Origin of the sequence: Pseudomonas sp. 2FE, from assembly GCF_005503735.1 — a bacterium.
GTDB lineage: Bacteria > Pseudomonadota > Gammaproteobacteria > Pseudomonadales > Pseudomonadaceae > Aquipseudomonas.
On sequence record NZ_SCMO01000001.1, the window covers coordinates 1,039,453 to 1,059,714 of the forward strand.

Sequence of the window (20,262 nt, forward strand, 5' to 3'; positions counted from 1 at the left end):
GCTTACTGCATCTTGCAGCCTGGCGCGGGGTCGGCCAGGGCGGTGGCGGCCGTGCTGACCACCACATTGGCGCCGTCGCGGACTTCGCGCAGGTAGATGTTCTGCACCGGGTTATGGGCCTTGGAGAAGGTCCACTCGCCACGCGGACTGGGGATCCGCGCCTGGGCCATGGCGGCGATCCAGGCCGCACGGTCCCGGGTATTGCCGGCTACCGTCTTAAGCGACTGGGCCAGCAGCAGACCGGTGTCGTAGCCCTGCACCGCGTAGATGTCGGCCTCCTTGCCGAACTTCTGCCGGTAGTCCTCGCGAAAGCGCAGGTTCTCCGGCGTATCCAGGCTGTCGGCGTAATGCAGGGTGGTCAGCAGGCCGGTGGCGGCCTGCCCTTGGGCGGCCAGGGTGCCCTCGGTGAGGAAGCCCGAGCCGAGCAGCGGGATCTTGCCCTGCAGGCCGGCAGCGGCGTAATCCTGCACGAACTTGGCCGCGCCGCCGCCGGCGAAGAAGACGAACACCGCGTCCGGCTTAAGCGCGGCGATCTCGGTCAGCTGCGACTGGAACTCCACGTCCGGGAACGGCACGTAGATTTCCTTGCTGACCTTGCCACCGGCCTTCTCGAAACCCTCCTTGAAGCCCTCCACCGACTCGGTGCCGAAGCCGTAGCGCCAGGCCAGGGTGACGATGTTCTTGTAACCCTTGTCTGCCGCCACCTGGCCCATCGGGTAGGCGGTCTGCCAAGAGGTGAAGGAGGTACGGAAGATGTTCGGCGCGCACAGGGCCCCGGTGGCCGCGTTGAAGCCGGCGTTGGGGATGATCAGCGGCACGCCGGTCTCGCGGGCGACCTTGACCGCGCCCATGCCGACCCCAGAATGCACCGGACCGACCACTACATCGACGTTGGCGCCGGCGATCAGCTTCTGCATGTTCGGCACGGCCTTGGCCGGATTGGCCTCGCTGTCGACCACCACATACTCGACCGGGCGTCCGCCGAGGCTGTTGTCGTGCTGCTCGATGGCCAGTTTCAAGCCATTGGTGGTGGCTTCGCCGAGGGCGGCGAAGGTGCCGGTATAGGGCAGCAACAGGCCGATCTTCAGCGGCTCGGCCGCCTGTACCGCGGTGGCCAGGGACGCACCGAGCGCCAGCGCCAGGGCGCCGGCGGTAAAGCTGAAACGGGTTGTGCAAGGCATCTTGTTATTCTTGTTCATTGTTGTCTCCAGCTCCGCTCTGCGGCGAAGCATTCAGGGAAAACCATCTTTAATGGCCGTTTCTTCTGCGGCCTACCGGCGTCACGGCCAGTAGGTCATTGCACGCTTAGCTATGGGTCAGAGCAGGTTCCAGGTGTAGTTGAAGATCAGGCGGTTCTCGTCGATGTCGGTGCGGTAGTTGGAACGGGCGGTGACGTTACGCACGCGCACGCCGAGGTTCTTCAGCGGGCCGCTCTGCACCGTGTAGCCGATATCCAGATCGCGCTCGAAGTCCTTGCCCTCGTAGCGCGGACCACCGCGATTGGTGGCCTGTGCATCGACGTTATCGCCCTTGAGGTAACGCACGCCGGCGATCAGACCCGGTACGCCCATGGCGCTGAAGTCGTAGTCGTAACGCACCTGCCAGGAACGCTCGTCGGCCGAGGCGAATTCGAAGGTCGGCACTTCGTTGCCCAGCGGCGAGATGTTGGCGAACACCCGCGGGAAGGCGCTGTCGCCGAACATGGCCTGATAGCCGAGGTAGAAGGTGTGGCCGCCGTGCTTGGCCGACAGCAGGGAGAAGAACGCCTGGTTGTCGATCTTGCCGATCAGCTGCTTGCCGTCCTCGTTGGCGTCATAAAAGCCGAGGTTGGCACCCAGCACCCAGTTGCCCAGCGGCTCACTGTGCTTGAGGCTGACAAAACGCTGGTTGTAGAGGTCCTCCAGCTGCGCATACCAGGTACCGACCGAGGTGCGGTTGGTATTGAAGGCGTAATCGGCGCCGGCATAGTTGAAGCGGTCGCTGCTGCCAGCGCGTTGCGGCAAGTGGCCGAGCATGGCCATCATCTTGTCGTCGCCCGCCTCGTTACGCAGGCTGGTGGAGTGCAGTTGCCCGCCCTGCAGGGTCAGCCCGGCGATCTCATTGGAGACGATGCTGGCGCCCTGGTAGCTGGGCGGCAGCAGGCGGATATCGGAGAAGGTCAACACCGGCAGGTTGGGCTGCAACTCGCCGACCTTCAGCTCAGTCTTCGAGACTTTTACCTTCAGCGCCGCACCCAGGCGGCTGTAGTCATCGGCGGCCTCGCCGCTTTCCAGGGTCGGTAGCAAACCGGTGTTGACCCGGTCGCGGCTGCTGTCGAGCTTGAGGCCGAGCAGGCCGATGGCATCCACGCCGAAGCCGACGGTGCCGGGGGTGTAGCCGGACTTGACGTTGAGGATAAAGCCCTGGGCCCACTCCTCCGCCTTGGACTGCCGGTTGGGTCCGACGATGTCGGAAAAGTCGCGGCTGAAATAGTAATTGCGCGCTTGCAGGGTGGCGCTGGTGTCTTCGATAAAGCCGCCTTCGGCCGCCTGCACCAGGGCTGGCAAGCTGAGGGCAACGGCGACGGAGAGCAGGACAGGCTTTACATTCGGATAGTGATTCATCGTTTAGCTCTTTGTTGTTATTGAAATAGTGCTGTTGCTTCACCCTTGCCGGGCACACGCCGGGCAACGCAAGTGGGTGGTGTGACTACCGCCTCGTCCGGCACGCAGCAGACGCGGCGGCAATACTCGGGGGCCTGGGTACGCTTAGCGCGCCGCCTCCTCCTTGGCCAAGGCCGTCGCCTGCAGCGGCGGCTGCGCTATTGCCGGTGTGCGCCGCGCACTCAGCAGCAGATGGGCGGCGATGCCGAACACCAGCCCCCAAAAGGCCGCCGACAGCCCCATAAAGGACATGCCCGAAGCGGTCACCAGAAAGGTGATCAGTGCCGCCTCACGGTCATCTGGCACGGCCATGGCAGCGGCCAGCGAACCGGCGATGGCGGCGAACAACGCCAGGCCAGCCAGGGCGGCAATCAACTCTTTGGGGAAGGCGCCGAACAGCGACACCAGGGTGGCGCCAAACAGGCCCAGCAACAGGTAAGCCAGGCCACCGACCACGCCGGCGACATAGCGCTTGGACGGATCTTCGTGGGCTTCGCGACCGGTACAGATGGCCGCGGTGATCGCCGCCAAATTGAGACCATGGCAACCGAAGGGGGCCAGCAGCAGCGAGCCCAGCGCACTGCTGCTGATGATCGGGCGGGCTGGCGTCTGGTAGCCGGCATTGCGCAACACCGCCATGCCCGGCACGAACTGCCCGGTGAGCGCCACCATCACCAGCGGCAAGGCGATATTCAGGCTGGCCGACAGGGTAAATTCGGGGCCGATCCACACCGGCGTGGCCAGGCCGATCACCAGCGCTTCCTGGCGCAGCTCACCGTTAACTAGCGCAATCAAGCAGCCAACAATCAGCACCGCCATCACCGCATAACGCGGCGACAGGCGCTTGACCAGCAGGTAGGTGGCGAACATCGCCAGCACCAGGAAGGGTTTTGCTTGCAGCGAGACAAACAGGCCGGTGCCGAAGCCGAACAGGATGCCGGCCAGCATGCCGGCGGAGATCGCCGCCGGCAGTTTGCCGATGATGCGGTCGAAGGCGCCGGAGATGCCGACCAGGAAGATGATCAGGCTGGCGACCATATAGGCACCGACCGCCTCGTTAAGGCTGATCTGCGGCAATAGCGAAACCAGCAACGCCGAGCCCGGAGCCGACCAGGCGATGACGATGGGCACGCGATAGCGCAGGCTGAGGACTATGCCGAGCACGGCGCTGCCGATGGAGATGGCCCAGACCCAGGACGACAGCACGGCGTGGGACATGCCCGCGCTTTCGGCCGCCTGGAAGATGATCACCAGGGGACCGGCGTAGGAAATCACGGTGGCAATGAACCCGGCCACCACGGCGGACAGGGAAAAATCGTTGGCCAAGGCTTTCATAAGACCTCGTCGCAAGACGCATCTGGCCATCCGTGACGCTGGGTCCGGATCGCTCTTGTTGTGGCTGATGCAGGCGATGCAGCGCGACAGGAACCCTCGGATTCCCGTCGCGCTGGGTAACTCAGGCTTGCTGCAACGCGCGCGGACGGTTGCTGCGCTGCTCGGCGGCCGGAGCCGGTGCGTTCTGCAGTTGGAAGTCGAAGTCGACCTCGGCGAAGCGCCCGTCCACGCCACGGGCACGCGCGGCTTCGGCGGCCTCGACGAAGCGGATATCGCCGACCAGACCTTCGCGGGTGGCGTAGGCGAAGTCGTCCCACAGGTACTTGTCACCGGCCAGGTTGATCTGGGTGGTCAGGTGGCGGTAGCCCGGTGCGGAGATGAAGAAGTGGATATGCGCCGGACGCTGGCCGTGGCGGCCGAGCTGGTCGAGCACTTCCTGGGTCGGGCCATCCGGCGCGCAGCCGTAGCCGGACGGTACGATGCTGCGCGCGCGGTAGCGGCCTTCGGCATCGGTGATGATGCGCCGGCGCAGGTTGTACTCGGACTGGCTCTTGTCGAAGTAGGAGTAGTTGCCCTGGGTGTTGGCATGCCACAGGTCGACGACGGCATTGGCAACTGGCTTGCCTTCGGTGTCGCGCACCACGCCCTGAAGGAACATCACCGTGCCCGCTTCGCTGCCGTCATCCATCCGCGTTTCGCCTTGGGCGATCGGTGCGCCGGCCACGTACAGCGGGCCTTCGATGGTGCGCGGGGTGCCACCGGTCAGGCCGGCCTGCTCGTCCTGGGCATCCTGCAACAGGTCGAGGTAGTGCTCCAGGCCCAGGCCTGCGACCAGCAAGCCGGCTTCATTGCGGCCACCCAGGCGGTTGAGGTAGTCCACGGCCTTCCAGAACTCGTCGGGCGTCACTTCGAGGTCTTCGATGATCTTCGCGGTGTCTTGCAGGATGCGCCGTACCACAGCCTTGAGGCGCGGGCTGCCCTGGTCGTTGAGGAAGCCGCTGGCTTCTTCGAAGAATTGCTGTACCTCGGCAGTGTGGGAAATGTTCAGGGTCATTGGGGTTTACCTCGCATTGTTGTTATGGCTGAAAATCAACGGTCGTCTTCACGGATGGACGAGGGGTGGCGGCACAGGGCGTTGATCTCGATATCCATGTAGGGAAACAGCGGCAGCTGCATCAGGGTGTCGTGCAGTTCCTGCACGCTTTCCAGGTCGAATACGCTGTAGTTGGCGTACTGCCCGGCGATGCGCCACAGGTGGCGCCACTTGCCCTCGCGCATCAGGCGCTGGGCCAGTTCTTTCTCGTCTGCCTTGATCCGGGCGGCCTTGGCCGGGTCCATATCCAGCGGCAGCTTTACGGTCATCTTTACGTGGAACAGCATGGGTTCATCTCCTCGGCTGGCAGGCCATTGCTTGTAACCTCATGGACGGCGGAAGAACGCCAGGCGCTCTTCGTCGAGCGTCAGGCCGAGGCCTGGGGTCCGCGGTACATGCAGCTGAAAGTCGCGGTACACCGGGGCCTCGGTGACAATTTCCTCGGTCAGCAGCAGCGGGCCGAACAGTTCGGTGCCCCAGGTCAGTTGCCTGAGGGTGACGAAGGCGTGGGCCGAGGCCAGTGTGCCGATGGCGCCTTCCAGCATGGTCCCGCCATACAGGGCGATGCCGGCGGCCTCGGCGATTGCCGCAGTGCGCAGCACGGCGCGCGGGCCGCCGTTCTTGGCGATCTTCAGGGCGAAGATGCTGGCGGCGCCGTCGGCGGCCAGGCTGAAGGCGTCCTCGACGCTCTCGATCGACTCGTCGGCCATGATCGGCGCCGGGCTGCGCTGGTTCAGGCGCACCTGACCGCTGCGGTTGATCCGCGAGATCGGTTGCTCGATCAGGTCGATGCCGTTTTCGCCGAGCACCTGGCAGGCGCGCAGGGCCTGTGACTCATCCCAGTACTGGTTGACGTCGACGCGCACGCTGGCCTGGTCACCCAGGGCCCGCTTGATCGCGATGACGTGCTTGAGGTCCTGGTTGACCTCGTTGGCGCCGATCTTCAGCTTGAAGATGCGGTGGCGGCGGATGTCGAGCATGTGCTCGGCTTCGGCGATGTCCTTGGCGGTGTCGCCGCTGGCCAGGGTCCAGGCCACTTCCAGGCTGTCGCGCACGCGGCCGCCGAGCAACTCGCTGACCGGCAGGCCGAGGCGCTTGCCCTGGGCATCGAGCAGCGCGCTTTCCAGGCCGGACTTGGCGAAGGTGTTGCCCTTGGCCGCCTTGTCCAGGCGCAGCATGGCCGCGTTGATATTGGCCGCGTCCTGACCGAGCAGCAGCGGCGCCAGGTGGCTGTCGATGTTCTGCTTGATGCTCTCCGGGCTTTCGTTGCCGTAGGCCAGGCCACCGATGGTGGTCGACTCGCCCAGGCCTTCGCTGCCGTCGGAGCAACGCAGGCGGATCACCACCAGGGTCTGCTGCTGCATGGTGTGCATCGCCAGCTTGTGCGGGCGGATGGTCGGCAGATCGACGATGATCGCCTCGATGCTTTCGATCAGGGAGTGGCTCATTTCAGATTCCGCAGGTTGTGGTCAGGAAGCCGCGGCCACAGACGCCTGCGCGGCACGGCTGCTGCGCTGGCTGCTGATGGCGAACACGGACATGGCGATGGCGGCAACCGCACCCGGCAGGGCGAAGGCCATGAAGTTGTATTGCAGTGGCAGACTGATCCCCAGCAGTGCGCCGCCGAGCAACGGGCCGACGATGGCGCCGTTACGGCCGATGCCCGAAGCCCAGCCGAGGCCGGTGGAGCGGATATTCATCGAGTAGAACTGCGCGGCGCAGGCGTACAGTAGGATCTGCGAGCCGATGGTGGTGGCGCCGGCGATGGCGATTAGCAGGTACAGCACCGGGGTCGGGCTCTTGATCCCGAGCAGAGTGATCGACACCGCGGCGATGACGAAGAACACCGCGAGCACCCGCGGCAGGTTGAGCTTGTCGCCCATCACCCCGCCGCCGATGGCGCCGAAGATCGCGCCGAAGTTCAGTACCAGCAGGAACGACAGGCTGGAACCCAGACTGTAGCCGGCGTTGGCCATCAGTTTCGGCAACCAGGAGCTCAACGCATAAACCATCAGTAGGCAGCAGAAGAACGCCAGCCAGAGCATCAGGGTGCGCAGTGCGCGACCATCACTGAACAGTTGCAGTACCGGCGTGCCGGTCGATTTCACCGCGGCCATTTGCAGTTGGTCGTCGGCGCGCAGGTCATAGGCCGGATCGACCCGCTTGAGTACCTGACGGGCCTCTTCGGTGCGGCCCTTGCGCAGCATGAAACCGACCGATTCCGGCAGCAGATAAACCACCAGCGGCAGCAGCAACAACGGAATACCGGCGACGAAGAACACCGCCTGCCAGCCGAACTGCGGAATCAGCACCATACCCAGGCCGGCGGAGAGCATGCCGCCCACCGAGTAGCCGCTGAACATGATGGCCACCAGGGTGCTGCGAATCTTCTTCGGCGCGTATTCGTTCATCAGCGCCACCACGTTGGGCATCACCCCGCCGATGCCGAGGCCGGCGATAAAGCGGCAGATGCCGAACTCCGTGGGGCTGTCGGCGAAGCCGTTGAGCACGGTGAAGCCGCTGAACAGCACCACGCAGAGGGTGATGGCCTTCTTGCGGCCGATCTTGTCGGCCAGCGGGCCGAAGAACAGCGCGCCGAACATCATGCCGAACAGCGCATAGCTGCCCAGGGCACCGGCTTCCAGCGGGGTCAGGCCCCACTCTTTCATGATCAGCGGCAATACCACGCCGTAGATGACCAGGTCATAGCCGTCGAAGATGATGATCAGGGCACACCAGAACAGCACCATCCAGTGGAAGCGGTTGAAGCGTGCGTTGTCGATGATGTGGTGTACGTCGGTCTTGCGCATGGCATAGGACTCTTGTTGTTGTAGTGCTGATGCGTCCTGGCGTGGCTATCCCTGAGGCGGCTGAGCGAACGGACTCAACCCAGGTCACCCCCGCCCACTGGCAAGGTGACACCGGTGATGTAGGCCGCGTCGTCGGAGGCCAGAAAGAGAATCGCGCCGGCCTGCTCGTCGATGCTGCCGTAGCGTTTCATCAGGCTGCTGTCGAGGGTCTGGTCGACGATCTGCTGGTACCAGACCTTCTCCTGCGCGCTCGGCTCGGCACTGTTGCGCGGGATACGCCGCGGCGGCGCTTCGGTGCCGCCCGGCGCAGTGGCGTTGACGCGAATGCCACGCTCGGCGGTCTCGAACGCCAGGCAGGCGGTCAGGGCGTTAACACCGCCCTTGGCCGCGCCGTAGGGCACACGGTTGACGCCGCGGGTGGCGATCGAGGAAACGTTGACGATGGCACCACTGCCCTGCTCGAGCATCTGCGGCAGCGCGGCGTGGCAGCACCACAGGGTGGGGAACAGCGAGCGACGCACTTCGGCCTCGATCTCGTTCGCCTGGTAGTGCTCGAACGGCTTGGCCCAGATGGTGCCGCCGACGTTATTGATCAGGATGTCCAGGCGCGCAAAACGCTCGACTGCTGCAGCCATCACCCGCTGACACTCGACAGCCTGCTCAAGGTCGGCGGTCAGGGTCAGCACCTCGCTAACACCAGCCAGTTGTTCGGCCAGCTCATGCACCAGCTCGGAGCGGTCGACCAACACCAGGCGAGCACCTTCGGCAGCCATGCGCTCGGCCACGCGGCGACCAATGCCCTGTGCGGCACCGGTGATCACTGCAACCTTGTCTTGAAAACGCTTGTTCATACTCATCTACCCGAATAAAACAGGCCCGCTTACGCAGTAAGCGAACCAAAGGAGCATTTAGGCGCTGGCGGCGAACTTCTCGTAATAGAAGTTCGCTGGCTGGATGCCCTGCTCGCGGATGTAGTGGCTGACGGCCTCGACCATGGGTGGCGGGCCACACAGATAGACATCGACATCACCGTCATTGAGGTGCCTGGGCGCGATGTGCTGGGTCACGTAACCCTTCTGCGGGTAGCTGCTGTCCGGGCTGGCCACGCAGGCACTAAAGGTGAAGTTGGGAATCCGCGCCGCCAGGGCCTCGAGCTTGTCCATCTCGACCAGGTCGAAATCGTTGGTCACCCCATAGATCAGGTGCAGCGGATGCGCGCTACCCTGCTCGGCGATCTTTTCCAACATCGCGGTGAAGGGTGCCAGGCCAGTACCGCCGGCCAGCAGCAACAGCGGCCGCTTGATCTCGCGCAGGTAGAAGCTGCCTAGAGGCCCGGCCAGGGTCATGCTGTCGCCGGCCAAGGCCCGCCCGGTGAGGAAGCTGCTCATCAGCCCGCCCGGCACGTTGCGAATCAGGAAGCTGACTTCGCCGTCTTTCTGCAGGGTGCTGAACGAGTAAGCGCGGGTTTGCTCGCTGCCCGGGACCTTGAGGTTGACGTACTGGCCAGGGAGGAACGCCAGTTTGCTCAGCGACTCGCCCTTGATCGACAAGGCAATGGTGCTGTCGGACAGTTGGCGCACCGCGCTGATCGCCGCCTCGAAGCTGTGCTGCTGGGTCTTGCAGACATCCGAAGAGGCCGGCACGCGGATCACGCAATCGCTCTCGGCACGCATCTGGCAGGTCAGCACGAAGCCCTGCTCGGCTTCGTCTTCGCTCAGGGCATCTTCGATGTAGTCCTGGCCCTGATCGTACTGGCCGGCTTCGGCGAAGCACTTACAGGTACCGCAAGCACCGTCACGGCAATCCAAGGGAATGTTGATGCCCTGACGATAGGCGGCATCGGCGACGGTTTCGCCGACATTGGCGTCAATGAAACGGGTGACCCCGTCTTCGAAATTCAGTGCGATCTTGTGGCTCATGGCACACCTCGCTTTAAGCAGTGGTTACACCCTGGCAGGTGGCCCATGCGCCGCTCTGACCCTTGCAGCCAGCCGTGCAGCGCTCACGCGCAAGGAGTGCGTGCTGCTGGCGGCGGTGCAAATAGGGCCCGAGCCGACGCGGGGCTTCAGGCCGTGTTCAGAGGTGATAAACGTCGATGACTTGGCGCACGTAGTCGTTCTTCAACACCACCTTCTTGGCCTTGATCAGCGGGTTCGGGCCGCTGGTATCGAGGGTGTAGAAGCTGGTGCCATAGAAGTGATCGACGACCTTGTAGCGAAAGCTCATGGTGTGCCAGTTGAAACGCAGCTTGCACACACCATCGGCCTGCTCGAGGATCTCGATGTTGTTGATGTTGTGCGAAGTACGCGTATCCGGGATGGTGGCACTCGAACGCTCGGTACGGATGCGGAATACGCGGTCTTCCAGACCGCTGCGGTTGCCGTACCAGATCAGCGAGATTTCGGTCTGCGGGTTTTCCACCAACTGGTCGCGGTCATCCCAGGCCGGCATCCAGAAGGTCGCGTCGCCGGCATACAACTCCAGCCACTCGTCCCACTGCTTGTCGTCCAGGTAGCGCGCTTCACGGTAGAGGAAGTCGCGCACGGCGTCGTAAGTCATGCTCATTTACGCGCCCTCCACATGAATCAGCTGTTCCTGCTGTTTTTTCAGCGCCTCGATCATCTGCTGCTGCCAGTAATGGTGCTGCAACACGAACAGGCCTTCGTCTTCGGTGCGCACGCCGCTGAGCTTGGGTTTGAGATCAATTTCTTGCGCGGCTTCATCAGCACCTTCCACCCAGTGCTCGGCACCGCGGGACATATCGTTCCACTCCATGGCGCGACCGGCGAAGCCCTGCTGGCAGGCACGGAACTCTTCCAGATCGTCAGGAGTGGCCATGCCGCTGACGTTGAAGAAGTCCTCGTACTGACGAATGCGCCGGGTACGCGCCTCGACGCTCTCGCCCTTGGGCGCGATGCAATAGATGGTGACTTCGGTCTTGTCCACCGACAGCGGCCGGGCGATGCGCAGCTGCGAGCCGAACTGATCCATCAGGTACAGGTTCGGGTACAGGCAGAGGTTGCGCGAGTTGCCAATCATCCAGTCGGCACGCGCCTCGCCGAACTCGCCGGCGAGCTTGTCGCGCTGGGCGAACAGCGGACGGTCTTCCGGGTTGTCCCAGCGGGTCCACAGCAGCAGGTGGCCGTTCTCGAAGGAGTAAAAACCACCGCCCTTCTTGCCCCAGCCGCCGGCGCTCATGGCGCGGATATCGTCACCGGCTTCTTTCAGCTTGCGCTGCTGCTGGGTGGCGGCGTAGTTCCAGTGCACGGCGGTGACGTGGTAGCCGTCGGCACCATTCTCGGCCTGCAGCTTCCAGTTGCCTTCGTAGACATAGGTGGAGGCACCGCGCAGCACTTCCAGGCCATCGGCGGACTGGTCGACGATCATGTCGATGATCTTCTTCGACTCGCCGAGGAAGTCTTCCAGCGGCGCCACGTCCTCTTTCAGGCTGCCGAACAGGAAGCCACGGTAGGACTCGAAGCGCGCGACCTTCTTCAGGTCGTGGGAGCCATCGCAGTTGAAGCTGTCCGGGTAGCCGGCTTCAGCTGGATCCTTGACCTTGAGCAGCTTGCCCGAGTTGTTGAAGGTCCAGCCATGGAACGGACAGGTGTAGGTGGCCTTGTTGCCGCTCTTGAAACGGCAAAGCATGGCACCACGGTGGCTGCAGGCGTTGATGAAGGCGTTGAGCACACCGTCCTTGTTGCGCGCGATAAAAATCGGCTGACGCCCCATGGTGGTGGTGTAGTAGTCGTTCTTCTCGGGGATCTGGCTCTCATGGGCGAGATACAACCAGTTACCCTCGAAGATGTGGGTCATCTCCAGCTCGAACAGCCGGGGATCGGTGAACATCTCACGCTTACAGCGGTAGATGCCCTTCTCCTTATCTTCTTCAAGCAGGGAATTAATAAAGTCGAATCCCAGGGACATGGCCAGGGCCTCCATTGTTTTTGTACTGACAGGCCAAGATTAGGGACGCGGGAGGGAGTGCAATATCCGCTTTGCGCAGACCTTTATCCGTTTTATGCAAAGCGCAGAAAGCGAATAGACAAGAAGCCCAGGACAGGCCGAGAGACGAATAGCTCGCCCCTGCTATCACCAGGGCTTACTGGCAGTTGCGCAGATGCGTTTAACCGGGAAACGACAATACGGTACTCAGCCGCAGCTTTTCAGCCGCGACGCTTGAGGGTGTCCGAAGGCAGCTCGCCGAAGGCGAGCTTGTAGCTCTCGGAAAAGCGTCCGAGATGCAGGAAGCCGTAATCCAGCGCGATCTCGGTGACATTGCGCACGCTACAACTGGGGTCGCTCAGGCAGGCATTGATGAGCTCCAGCTTCTTGCCGCGGATGTAGCTCTTCGGCGTGCTGCCGGCATACCGCTCGAACAAGGCATACAGCGAGCGCAGGCTGATATGCGCCTGGCTGGCCAATTGCTCGACGCAGATGTCCTGCTTGAGATTGCTGTCGATGTAATGGGCAATCCGCTCGAACGAAGCCGCCTGCGAACACAGCTCCTCGCGGCTGACGTTGGTCTTGAGCAGGGTCAGCAACTTGCTGGCGATGATCTGCGAGTAGTGCTCACTGATCCTCGGCAGGATCAGGTCGGACTCGGCCTCCTGGCAAACCAGGCCAAGCAAGCCGACAAAGCCTTCGAGCTCCTGCAGGCGGTAGCGGTTCTGAGTGAAACGCACGCCTTCGCTGGGCTTCAGCCAGCGTTGCTCGTTGCAGGTGGTTTCGAGCAGCGACACCGGCAGCTTGAGGATGAATTTTTCGCAATCGTCCGAGTAGGTCAGATCGACCGGATCATCCGGATTGATCAACAACAGCTCACCGGGAGCGAGGAATTTTTCCTGCTCGCGGCCCTTCCACAGGCAATGCCCCTTCAACAGGATCTGCAGGTGAAAGATGCTCTCCAGGGCCGGGGAAGTAACCCGCACTTTGCCGCCATAGCTGATCTGGCAAAGATCCAGGCTGGCGAACTTGCGGTGGCTGAGACTGGACAGCGGATGGCCGGTAGCGGGCAGGCGAATGCAATGGGTGCCCACATGCTGATTGACGTAGCCAGACACCTCGTAGGGGTCGCCACGCTCAAACACCATGCTGCGTTCACTCAGCAGGCGGCTATTCATACGCAAGACGTTCTTAATGTCATTACTCGACTCTCGCGGCACAGGCATCCACGCCACAGATTACGGCTAATCAACGGATTCTATGCCACGGATTGTCGGACAACAGACCAACAGATGGGCGGTCAGCCCTGCCCCACACCCTATTGGTCAGATTCCGAGGCTACATCCGGGTCGCGCTGCATCCGCGCCTGAATACAGCCATCCGGCCTCGGGTTGAGGTGCGCTTGCGCGCTGATAGCAGAAGTTTAGTCACGGCAACGTCTCATTGTTTTTATCTGGGCGCACGCCAGATGGAGTGCTGCAAGCTGAACAGTAAGGCGTGCTGCCCACCCGCACAATTCGATTATCGACCTACTAGTCGATAATCGAACGGCTTTACCGGCAAATAGCGACTAACCGACTAAGGGAATAACCGCGCACTGAGTTCCTTGCTAGCCTCCAGCAACGCCGGCAGAAAGCGCGACTCCAGTTCCTTGCGGGTCACTCGACCGGCATGGGTGCCGACGTTGAGGGCTGCCAGCACCTGCCCGGCCGAATCCCTGACCGGCACCGCCACCGAACGCAGGCCGACCTCAAGCTCCTGGTCGATCACCACCCAGCCCTGCCGGCGGATCTCCTCGATGCTGGCCCGCAGTGCTTCGGGGGTGTGTACGGTGCGCGAGGTCTTCACCTGCAGATCGGCATGTCCGAGGTAGTCGCTCAGTGCCGCGTCATCCAGGGCCGCGAGCAGAATCCGCCCCATGGACGTGCAATAGGCCGGCAGGCGACTGCCGACACTCAGATCGACCGAGATCAACCGCTGCGGCGTGGCCGAGCGCGCCAGATAGAGAATCTCGTCGCCCTCCAGGGTGGCGATGGAACAGGCCTCGTGCAGTTGCTCGCTGAGGCGGTCGAGGATCGGCTGGGCAGTGACCGCCAGCGGGGTCGAGGACAAGTAGGCGTGGCCCAGGGTCAACACCTTGGGCAGCAGCGAGTAGGTGCGCCCGTCGGTGGTGACGTAACCCAGCTTCATCAAGGTATACAGGCAGCGGCGCACCGCCGCGCGGGGAATCTCGGTACGGTGGCTGATCTGCGCGATGGTCAGGTGGCGCTTGCGCTCCTGAAACGCGTGGATAACGGCGAGCCCCCTGGCCAGGGAGGTCATGAAGTTCGGGTCGCCGCTCAGGGCCTCGATCCGCTTGGCCGGCGAGGCGATGATCGGAGGGGCTAGTGGTGGCAGGCTTACACGGGAGTCGTCGCTCATTGTTCTTGTCCTTGCAGGCAATGGAGCCGAAGTGTCGGCCGATTATCGAACCAAAGTTCGATAATCGCAATTGACCTCAGCTGACAGGGCTTCTACCTTGGCGCTGCCTCTGGCGCCCCGTGCTCAAGCCACTGGTCAGGTATTCAAGGGGCGCCCGGCTCGGCTTCGCTCACGAGGTGAAGCCGCACTCCCCCACCAGGCGCCAGACTCCCGGCATGTCACGAGCATGTTCGGGACTGGTTTTCAGGGCCGCAGCGCTTGGCGCAATGGCACGATCCACGGCCGCCCTGCCCTCGCCAAGCAGCTCCAGCGGCCCCTGAGTAATTGCACCTCACGTGCTCCTGTTTGCGCTGCCACTGACCAGTCATGTGCACTCAATCTGATCACGCATTTGCAAAGGGAATGACAGCTTCCGCGAGCCACCCAACCGGTTCAGGGCGTGAAGCAGGCATCCGCAGAAAAGCTGGTGGACAAGTAAAACGTTGTCCACCCTACGGTGCCGGATACTCCGTGTAGGGTGGAAAACCCGCGGAGCGGTTTTCCACCGAGAGATATCCAGGCTACCTCGCTTATTCAGGGCCCCGGCCATCCTCCTGTTCAGGATTTGCAGGAACAGCGCGCCGCGCAAGGGCATGACTTGCAAGCGCGATGGCGAAGGCGATGACGATCAGAACCGCGGCGACGGTGAACGTGATGCGCATGCCGGCCGCAACAGCCTCAGGATGCGCCGTCATGATGTTGGTCGTCGCCGCTCCGAGGGCGAACACCGCGCCCATAACGGATGCGCCGGTGATGAGCCCGAGATTGCGCGACAGGTTGAGCAAGCCGGAGATGACGCCTCGCTGCTCCGGGCGAGCATTCGCCATGACGGCCGTGTTGTTGGCCGCCTGGAACAACGCATAGCCGGCGGTGATGACGACCAGCGGGGCGATGTAACCCAGAACGCCGAACCTCGTCGGCAGCATGGGCAGGATGGAGGCGCCGACCGCCATTGCGATGAGCCCGGCGATGGTCATGCGCTGTATGCCGAACCGGTCCACGAGGCGGCCTGCCGGCACACCTGTCAGCGCGGAGACAATCGGACCGGACGACATGACGAGTCCGACACGGGCGGCGTCGAGCGCCAGCGCGCCGGAGAGATAGAACGGGCCAACCACCAGCGTCGCCATCATCACCGTCATGACCAGGCTGTTCATCGCGAAGCCCGCGCTCAGTAGCGGATTGCGGAACATCGCCAAGCGGATCAGGGGCGACGGCGCTTTCGCCTCGGCGAGCGCGAAGAGGCCGACGCCGCAGACGGCGGTGCACAGCAGCGCCAGGTTGAGCAGGCCGAAACGGCCGTGCCCCATCGTCATGGCGAGTGCATAAGCCGCGAGCGTCAGAGCGAGCAGCAGCGTACCCAGAGTATCGAAGCGGGCGCGATCCATCTTCGACATCTGGCGATCAGCGGGCAGGTAGCGATAGGCCAGCAGAAATGTCAGGAGCCCCAGCGGTAGGTTGATGAGAAAAATTGCCCGCCAACCGAGGCTGGCGATCAGCACGCCGCCGAGCGAGGGGCCGAGCGCGGTGCCGAGCGCCGACATCGTGCCGAGCAGCCCCATGGCGCTCCCGGTCTTCTCTTTCGGCACCGTCTCACCGACGAACGCCATGGTCAGGGCCAGCATGATGGCGGCTCCGAACCCCTGCGCCGCGCGGGCGGCGATCAGCAGCCAGAGCACGGGCGCGACACTGCACAGGGCCGAGGCGGCCGTGAACAGGACGATCCCGGCCAGCATCAGCCGCCGGCGACCAGTCAGGTCACCGAGTCGCCCGACACTGACGATCAGAGTGGTGATGGCCAGGAGATAGGCGAGGACGATCCACTGGACATCCTGAAAGGACGCGTTGAACGCCTGCGCCAAGGTCGGCAAGCCGACATTGGCGATGCTGGTACCCAGCGAGGACAGCAACATGGATAGCGAAAGGCTGGCCAGCGCCCACTTCACTGAGGATATGCGTTCCGCACTGTCCGCAACTGCCTCATCGATTCCGGCAGTGATTGGCTTCGACATGAACTTCATTGTTTGGCGACTCCTGAGATATGGCTGTCAGAAGCGTAATTCCCTGGTTGGCATGGCGGAAGGCGCAGCATTTGCACTTTATTCATGCATCTGACGCCATATGACAATCGAACCGTGCTACGGTCGATGCATGTCGACGCCCGATCTCAACTTGCTGATCACCCTGAATGTGCTGCTCGCGGAAGGCAGCGTTGCGCGTGCTGCTCAACGCTTGCGGCTGAGTCCGTCGGCCATGAGCCGGGCACTGGCGCGATTGCGTGAGACGACAGGCGATCCGCTGTTGGTCAGGGCCGGGCGCGGCCTCGTTCCTACGCCCCGAGCGCTCGAACTCCGCGAGCGGGTCGCTCGGCTCGTGCAGGACGCAGAAGCCGTTCTACGCCCCGCCGAGAGGCTCGACCTCAAGCAGCTCGTACGAACCTTCACGCTACGGATCAGAGACGGCTTCGTGGAAAACTTCGGTCCTGCTCTCATTGCGCGCATCAGTGCGGAAGCGCCTGGCGTGCGGCTGTGCTTCGTGCAGAAATTAGACAAGGACAGCGCGCCACTGCGCGAGGGAAGCGTCGATCTGGACACTGGCGTTGTCGGGGACACGACTAGTCCGGAGGTGCGCACGCGGGCATTGTTCCGGGACCGTTTCATTGGCGTCGTGCGCATGGGGCACCCGCTGAGCCAGGGCGAGATCACCCCCTCCCGCTATGCGTCCGGCATGCACGTCCTGGTCTCGCGACGGGGCCACGACGAGGGGCCGATGGATGAAGCCTTGAAGCCGTTGGGACTGGAGCGAGAGACCGTCACCATCGTCGGTGGCTTTTCAGCAGCGCTGGCGCTGGCTCGTGCTTCAGACCTGATCGCCACTGTTCCCGAACGGCACACTGGAAACCTGCGCGCCGGAATGTATAGCTTTCCCCTTCCGGTCACCCCGCCGGAGATCACGGTTTCCATGCTCTGGCACCCGCGGATGGATGCCGACCCAGCGCATCGCTGGTTGCGCGAATGCGTTCGGGACGTTTGCGCGGAGCAACTCAGCGCTTCTACGAGCGGCGGACAAGCTGCCGAAGACTGAACTGATATCGCGAGAATGAACTCGCCATGTCGTTGTCGCATGGATAGGCGGATTTCCTCGATTGCCGTTCATATCGCCCTGGATGGAACGGAAGAACACCGGCCAATCCTGACGGAAATCACCCACAGAACCTGAAACACGCATGATCGCTAATGAATTCGTAGTAAGCGAAAGTCCGCACAGGGTCGAAAACGGCCAGGGGGACTGGCTGCTACCGGCCCAGGCTGTGTAAAAACGTGCACTGAGATCGACTCGATCAAAAATCGACCTCCTGTAATCGCGTATACGCCACGATCGCCTATTGGGTAAGGGCAAGCACTCCCTAAAACGTCCAGAATTTACTTTTTTACACAGCCTCGGCCAGAAGCGGCCGGTGAATGGATAATGGCTTGAGACGTTTTGCCATTCTTCACCTCCACAAGCGCTATCCCTAGAAGTCCGACTCGCTCAGACCGTACGGGGGATGACTCGGGTCGATGTGGCTGCAAGCACTTCCATATCCTTTGCCTTGGTGTGGTTAAGCCGGAAGCTTTGCGCTTACTCCTTGCGGAAGGCGTAAAACAGATTCGGCTCGCTGACTACATAGAGATTGCCATCATTGTCCAGGGTCACGCCCTCAGGCTGAGGGGCCGACTTTGCAAGGTCACTCAGCCACCCGACAAAGGTTCGGAAGCTGACCATTTCCCCTTCCTCGGTCATCTCCATGAGGAGTTTCGACTCATCGCTCAGAATGACCAGATGCTTGGTTTTAGGATCGAAATGGATGTCCGAAAGATCCGTGGCAAACACCTTGTCGTCAATCCATGAGGTCAAGTCACGAATCTTGATTTGCATCCGCTGTCCGAGGCTTGCTCCCACCCCGGAAATCTCGAAGAGCTGCCTTGGACTCCTTTCTTTCACCACGAACAGCCGATCATTTGCGGCATCGTAGGTGATCCCCTCGAAGCCTTTATTACCATTCAGGTTGAAGCCCAAGGACAGGTACTGCGCATCTTGAAGGTGAATGCTCTGCGGTGTTGTCGGCAGCTTGAAGAAACTGAGCTGTTGAGTACGCTCGTCGACGACCACTACACGGCCGCTCCCCATGTAGGCGAGACCTTCGATATCACCAAAGCCCTCCAGAGGGTATCTTCCAGTGACTTCACCCGTTTTATTCAATGAAACGAGTTCTGTCGGGCCACCGTTGATAACGGCCAATAGGCGGTCTTGGTCATGGTCATAGACGATGGAGGAGAGATTCTTCTCGATGCCTTTGACTGGCTTGGCGTCGATATAAACCGTGTAGTCCGGCAGCCAGATGCTCTTGCCTTCCCACGCTGCGGCGTTCAGCTGGCTTTTCAGATAGAAGTAAAATCTTTCATCCCAATGATGGAACTCAGAGACACCAAAGCCGATGCTGGCGAAGAGCGACACACCTAGAATCCACAGCTTGGTTTTGCGGCTCATTGAGGGCTTTTTTACGGTGATAACCCAGCTTTCAGCAGCGCTTATCATTGGTAAGTTTTCCTGATTTTGAGATGGACTCTGATGTGCATCACGAGAAAGATCTGAAGGCACGCCAACCCGACAGACGCGTCGGCGCTCTGTCATGCTTGACGACTCTGCCATGCCAAAACTTCACTTTGAGGACTCCAATGCGACGCGTGATCGACAGCCTGCGAACCTGGGCGCGGAGCATAAAGCGCCAAATCATGGTGCTTTGGTTCAGCTGCCGGCACCCCAAGGCGCCGTGGCTCGCGAAAGCCCTAGCTGTCTGCGTGGTTGCGTATGCACTCAGTCCCATCGATTTGATACCTGACTTCATCCCCGTCCTGGGTTATCTGGACGACTTAATCCTTTTGCCGCTCGGGATTCTATTAGTCATGCGACTGATGCCTGATGAGGTACTCAATGAGTGCCGGTTTCGGGCGACTGAATGGGAGCAGCGACAAGAACCACGCCCGGTCAGCCGGATGGCCGCGGGGCTGATCGTGATGATCTGGCTAGTGGCGCTGGTATGCGGCTGGTGGTTCTTCGCCCGCTATTTAGCGGACGAGTCCTTGCCGCAATGAGGCTCCATCGTGAAGGTCTTGGTGACATCCACTAGGCCCAGGTGCTCAAGGGTGTTTCGCCCAATGAGCACCGGGTAGTTCATTTTGCCTCGGTTATTGAGAGAAAACTGCTCGTTATAGACACGGTTGCCGATGCATATCTTCATCAGAACGATTGGGCGTCGTTCCGCTCCGCCGGCACCGCGAACCTTCACGTTCCGGACGACGCGGCGCTCGAAAGGTGCGCTGACCATTTTGCCCGTGTCGCTATCTTTGACCTCGACGTTGAAGCGAACCCACTTCTCCCCATCCTTCTCGAACCGCTCCAGATCCTTGGCATCCATCGACGAGGTCAGCGCACCGGTATCCAGTTTGATCTTTACCGAGATGTTTTCCGGTTGGATCCGCCCTTCTTCAACCCAGCCGAAGACTTTGGGAGCGGTCGCGGATGCTGTTGCAGAGAAAGCCATAGGCGTGGCTAGCAGCACGGCTAGCGTGAGAGTCCACGTGGTCAAGCGATTCATCAAGCAAGTACCTTCAGGCAAAAGATGGCTGAACATAGCTGATCGGATGTGAAAAGAGCGTTAGCCCGAAGCTGAGTGACGATGGAGGGGCTCAACCCACCGCAAAAGGCATGATATGCCGTACCGCTACTCAAGGCTGAGTGATGGTGTAGCCGTGAAAAACTTGATAGCTAAGCCAATGATGTAGTCACACGGTATCGCCCCGTATAGCGGGCACCCTCGACCGTCCGCAAGGGGTCGACTGCTGCCGATCGTGACTGGCCGGGTTCGACCCAAGCGAGGTAGCCGGATGACCATTGGTGGAAAACGCTCCGCGGTTTTTCACCCTACGCGAACTTG

General features: G+C 61.9%; 17 protein-coding genes and 1 pseudogene. 2 read left to right on the forward strand and 16 right to left on the reverse strand.

The window, feature by feature from the left end; translation table 11 throughout:
- Positions 1-2: 2 nt before the first annotated feature.
- From FFS12_RS04885 to FFS12_RS04950, 14 genes and pseudogenes are all read right to left on the reverse strand, one after another.
- Positions 3-1,199: an ABC transporter substrate-binding protein gene (locus tag FFS12_RS04885; RefSeq protein WP_137885766.1), complete on the reverse strand. Its 1,197-nt coding sequence runs from the start codon at positions 1,197-1,199 to the stop codon at positions 3-5.
- Positions 1,200-1,316: 117 nt separating this feature from the next.
- Positions 1,317-2,603, reverse strand: coding sequence for an OprD family porin (locus FFS12_RS04890; protein WP_137885767.1), 1,287 nt, complete (start codon positions 2,601-2,603; stop codon positions 1,317-1,319).
- A 144-nt stretch (positions 2,604-2,747) separates the two neighbouring features.
- Positions 2,748-3,977 carry a benzoate/H(+) symporter BenE family transporter gene (locus FFS12_RS04895; protein WP_137885768.1) on the reverse strand — a complete coding sequence of 410 codons (1,230 nt, stop codon included), beginning with the start codon at positions 3,975-3,977 and terminating at the stop codon, positions 2,748-2,750.
- A 121-nt stretch (positions 3,978-4,098) separates the two neighbouring features.
- Positions 4,099-5,031, reverse strand: a complete 933-nt coding sequence (gene catA / locus FFS12_RS04900) for a catechol 1,2-dioxygenase (protein ID WP_137885769.1) — start codon at positions 5,029-5,031, stop codon at positions 4,099-4,101.
- A gap of 35 nt (positions 5,032-5,066) precedes the next feature.
- Positions 5,067-5,357 (reverse strand): muconolactone Delta-isomerase, encoded by a 291-nt coding sequence (gene catC / locus FFS12_RS04905; RefSeq protein WP_137885770.1) that lies wholly within the window; start codon positions 5,355-5,357, stop codon positions 5,067-5,069.
- A gap of 39 nt (positions 5,358-5,396) precedes the next feature.
- A complete protein-coding gene (locus FFS12_RS04910) occupies positions 5,397-6,518 on the reverse strand; it encodes a muconate cycloisomerase family protein (protein WP_137819672.1) in 1,122 nt (373 codons plus the stop codon).
- A 21-nt stretch (positions 6,519-6,539) separates the two neighbouring features.
- On the reverse strand, positions 6,540-7,880 hold the full coding sequence (locus FFS12_RS04915) for an aromatic acid/H+ symport family MFS transporter (protein WP_137819671.1): 1,341 nt from the start codon (positions 7,878-7,880) through the stop codon (positions 6,540-6,542).
- A gap of 74 nt (positions 7,881-7,954) precedes the next feature.
- Positions 7,955-8,731, reverse strand: coding sequence for a 1,6-dihydroxycyclohexa-2,4-diene-1-carboxylate dehydrogenase (locus FFS12_RS04920; protein ID WP_137885771.1), 777 nt, complete (start codon positions 8,729-8,731; stop codon positions 7,955-7,957).
- A gap of 57 nt (positions 8,732-8,788) precedes the next feature.
- A complete protein-coding gene (benC, locus tag FFS12_RS04925) occupies positions 8,789-9,799 on the reverse strand; it encodes a benzoate 1,2-dioxygenase electron transfer component BenC (protein ID WP_137819669.1) in 1,011 nt (336 codons plus the stop codon).
- A gap of 157 nt (positions 9,800-9,956) precedes the next feature.
- Positions 9,957-10,445, reverse strand: a complete 489-nt coding sequence (gene benB / locus FFS12_RS04930; RefSeq protein ID WP_137819668.1) for a benzoate 1,2-dioxygenase small subunit — start codon at positions 10,443-10,445, stop codon at positions 9,957-9,959.
- Complete coding sequence (gene benA, locus FFS12_RS04935; protein WP_137885772.1) at positions 10,446-11,807, reverse strand: benzoate 1,2-dioxygenase large subunit; 1,362 nt, start codon at positions 11,805-11,807, stop codon at positions 10,446-10,448.
- A gap of 239 nt (positions 11,808-12,046) precedes the next feature.
- Entirely contained in the window at positions 12,047-13,003 is a 957-nt protein-coding gene (locus tag FFS12_RS04940) for an AraC family transcriptional regulator (protein ID WP_137885773.1), read from the reverse strand.
- A 400-nt stretch (positions 13,004-13,403) separates the two neighbouring features.
- A pseudogene (locus FFS12_RS04945) lies at positions 13,404-14,268 on the reverse strand (IclR family transcriptional regulator C-terminal domain-containing protein).
- Positions 14,269-14,815: 547 nt separating this feature from the next.
- Positions 14,816-16,306: an MFS transporter gene (locus tag FFS12_RS04950; protein ID WP_137885775.1), complete on the reverse strand. Its 1,491-nt coding sequence runs from the start codon at positions 16,304-16,306 to the stop codon at positions 14,816-14,818.
- Positions 16,307-16,436: 130 nt separating this feature from the next.
- Here FFS12_RS04950 and FFS12_RS04955 point away from each other — a divergent pair, with 130 nt between their 5' ends.
- Complete coding sequence (locus FFS12_RS04955) at positions 16,437-17,369, forward strand: LysR family transcriptional regulator (protein WP_137885776.1); 933 nt, start codon at positions 16,437-16,439, stop codon at positions 17,367-17,369.
- A gap of 537 nt (positions 17,370-17,906) precedes the next feature.
- On the opposite strand, the gene FFS12_RS04960 is transcribed toward FFS12_RS04955, so the two are convergent.
- Positions 17,907-18,815 (reverse strand): SdiA-regulated domain-containing protein, encoded by a 909-nt coding sequence (locus FFS12_RS04960; RefSeq protein WP_137885777.1) that lies wholly within the window; start codon positions 18,813-18,815, stop codon positions 17,907-17,909.
- A gap of 188 nt (positions 18,816-19,003) precedes the next feature.
- On the opposite strand from FFS12_RS04960, the gene FFS12_RS04965 reads away from it, so the two are divergent.
- On the forward strand, positions 19,004-19,420 hold the full coding sequence (locus FFS12_RS04965) for a YkvA family protein (RefSeq protein WP_137885778.1): 417 nt from the start codon (positions 19,004-19,006) through the stop codon (positions 19,418-19,420).
- Here FFS12_RS04965 and FFS12_RS04970 read toward each other — a convergent pair.
- Entirely contained in the window at positions 19,390-19,923 is a 534-nt protein-coding gene (locus tag FFS12_RS04970; RefSeq protein WP_171011810.1) for an ATP-dependent zinc protease, read from the reverse strand. The two genes, FFS12_RS04965 and FFS12_RS04970, sit on opposite strands and share 31 nt — an antisense overlap.
- Between the last annotated feature and the right edge of the window lie 339 nt (positions 19,924-20,262).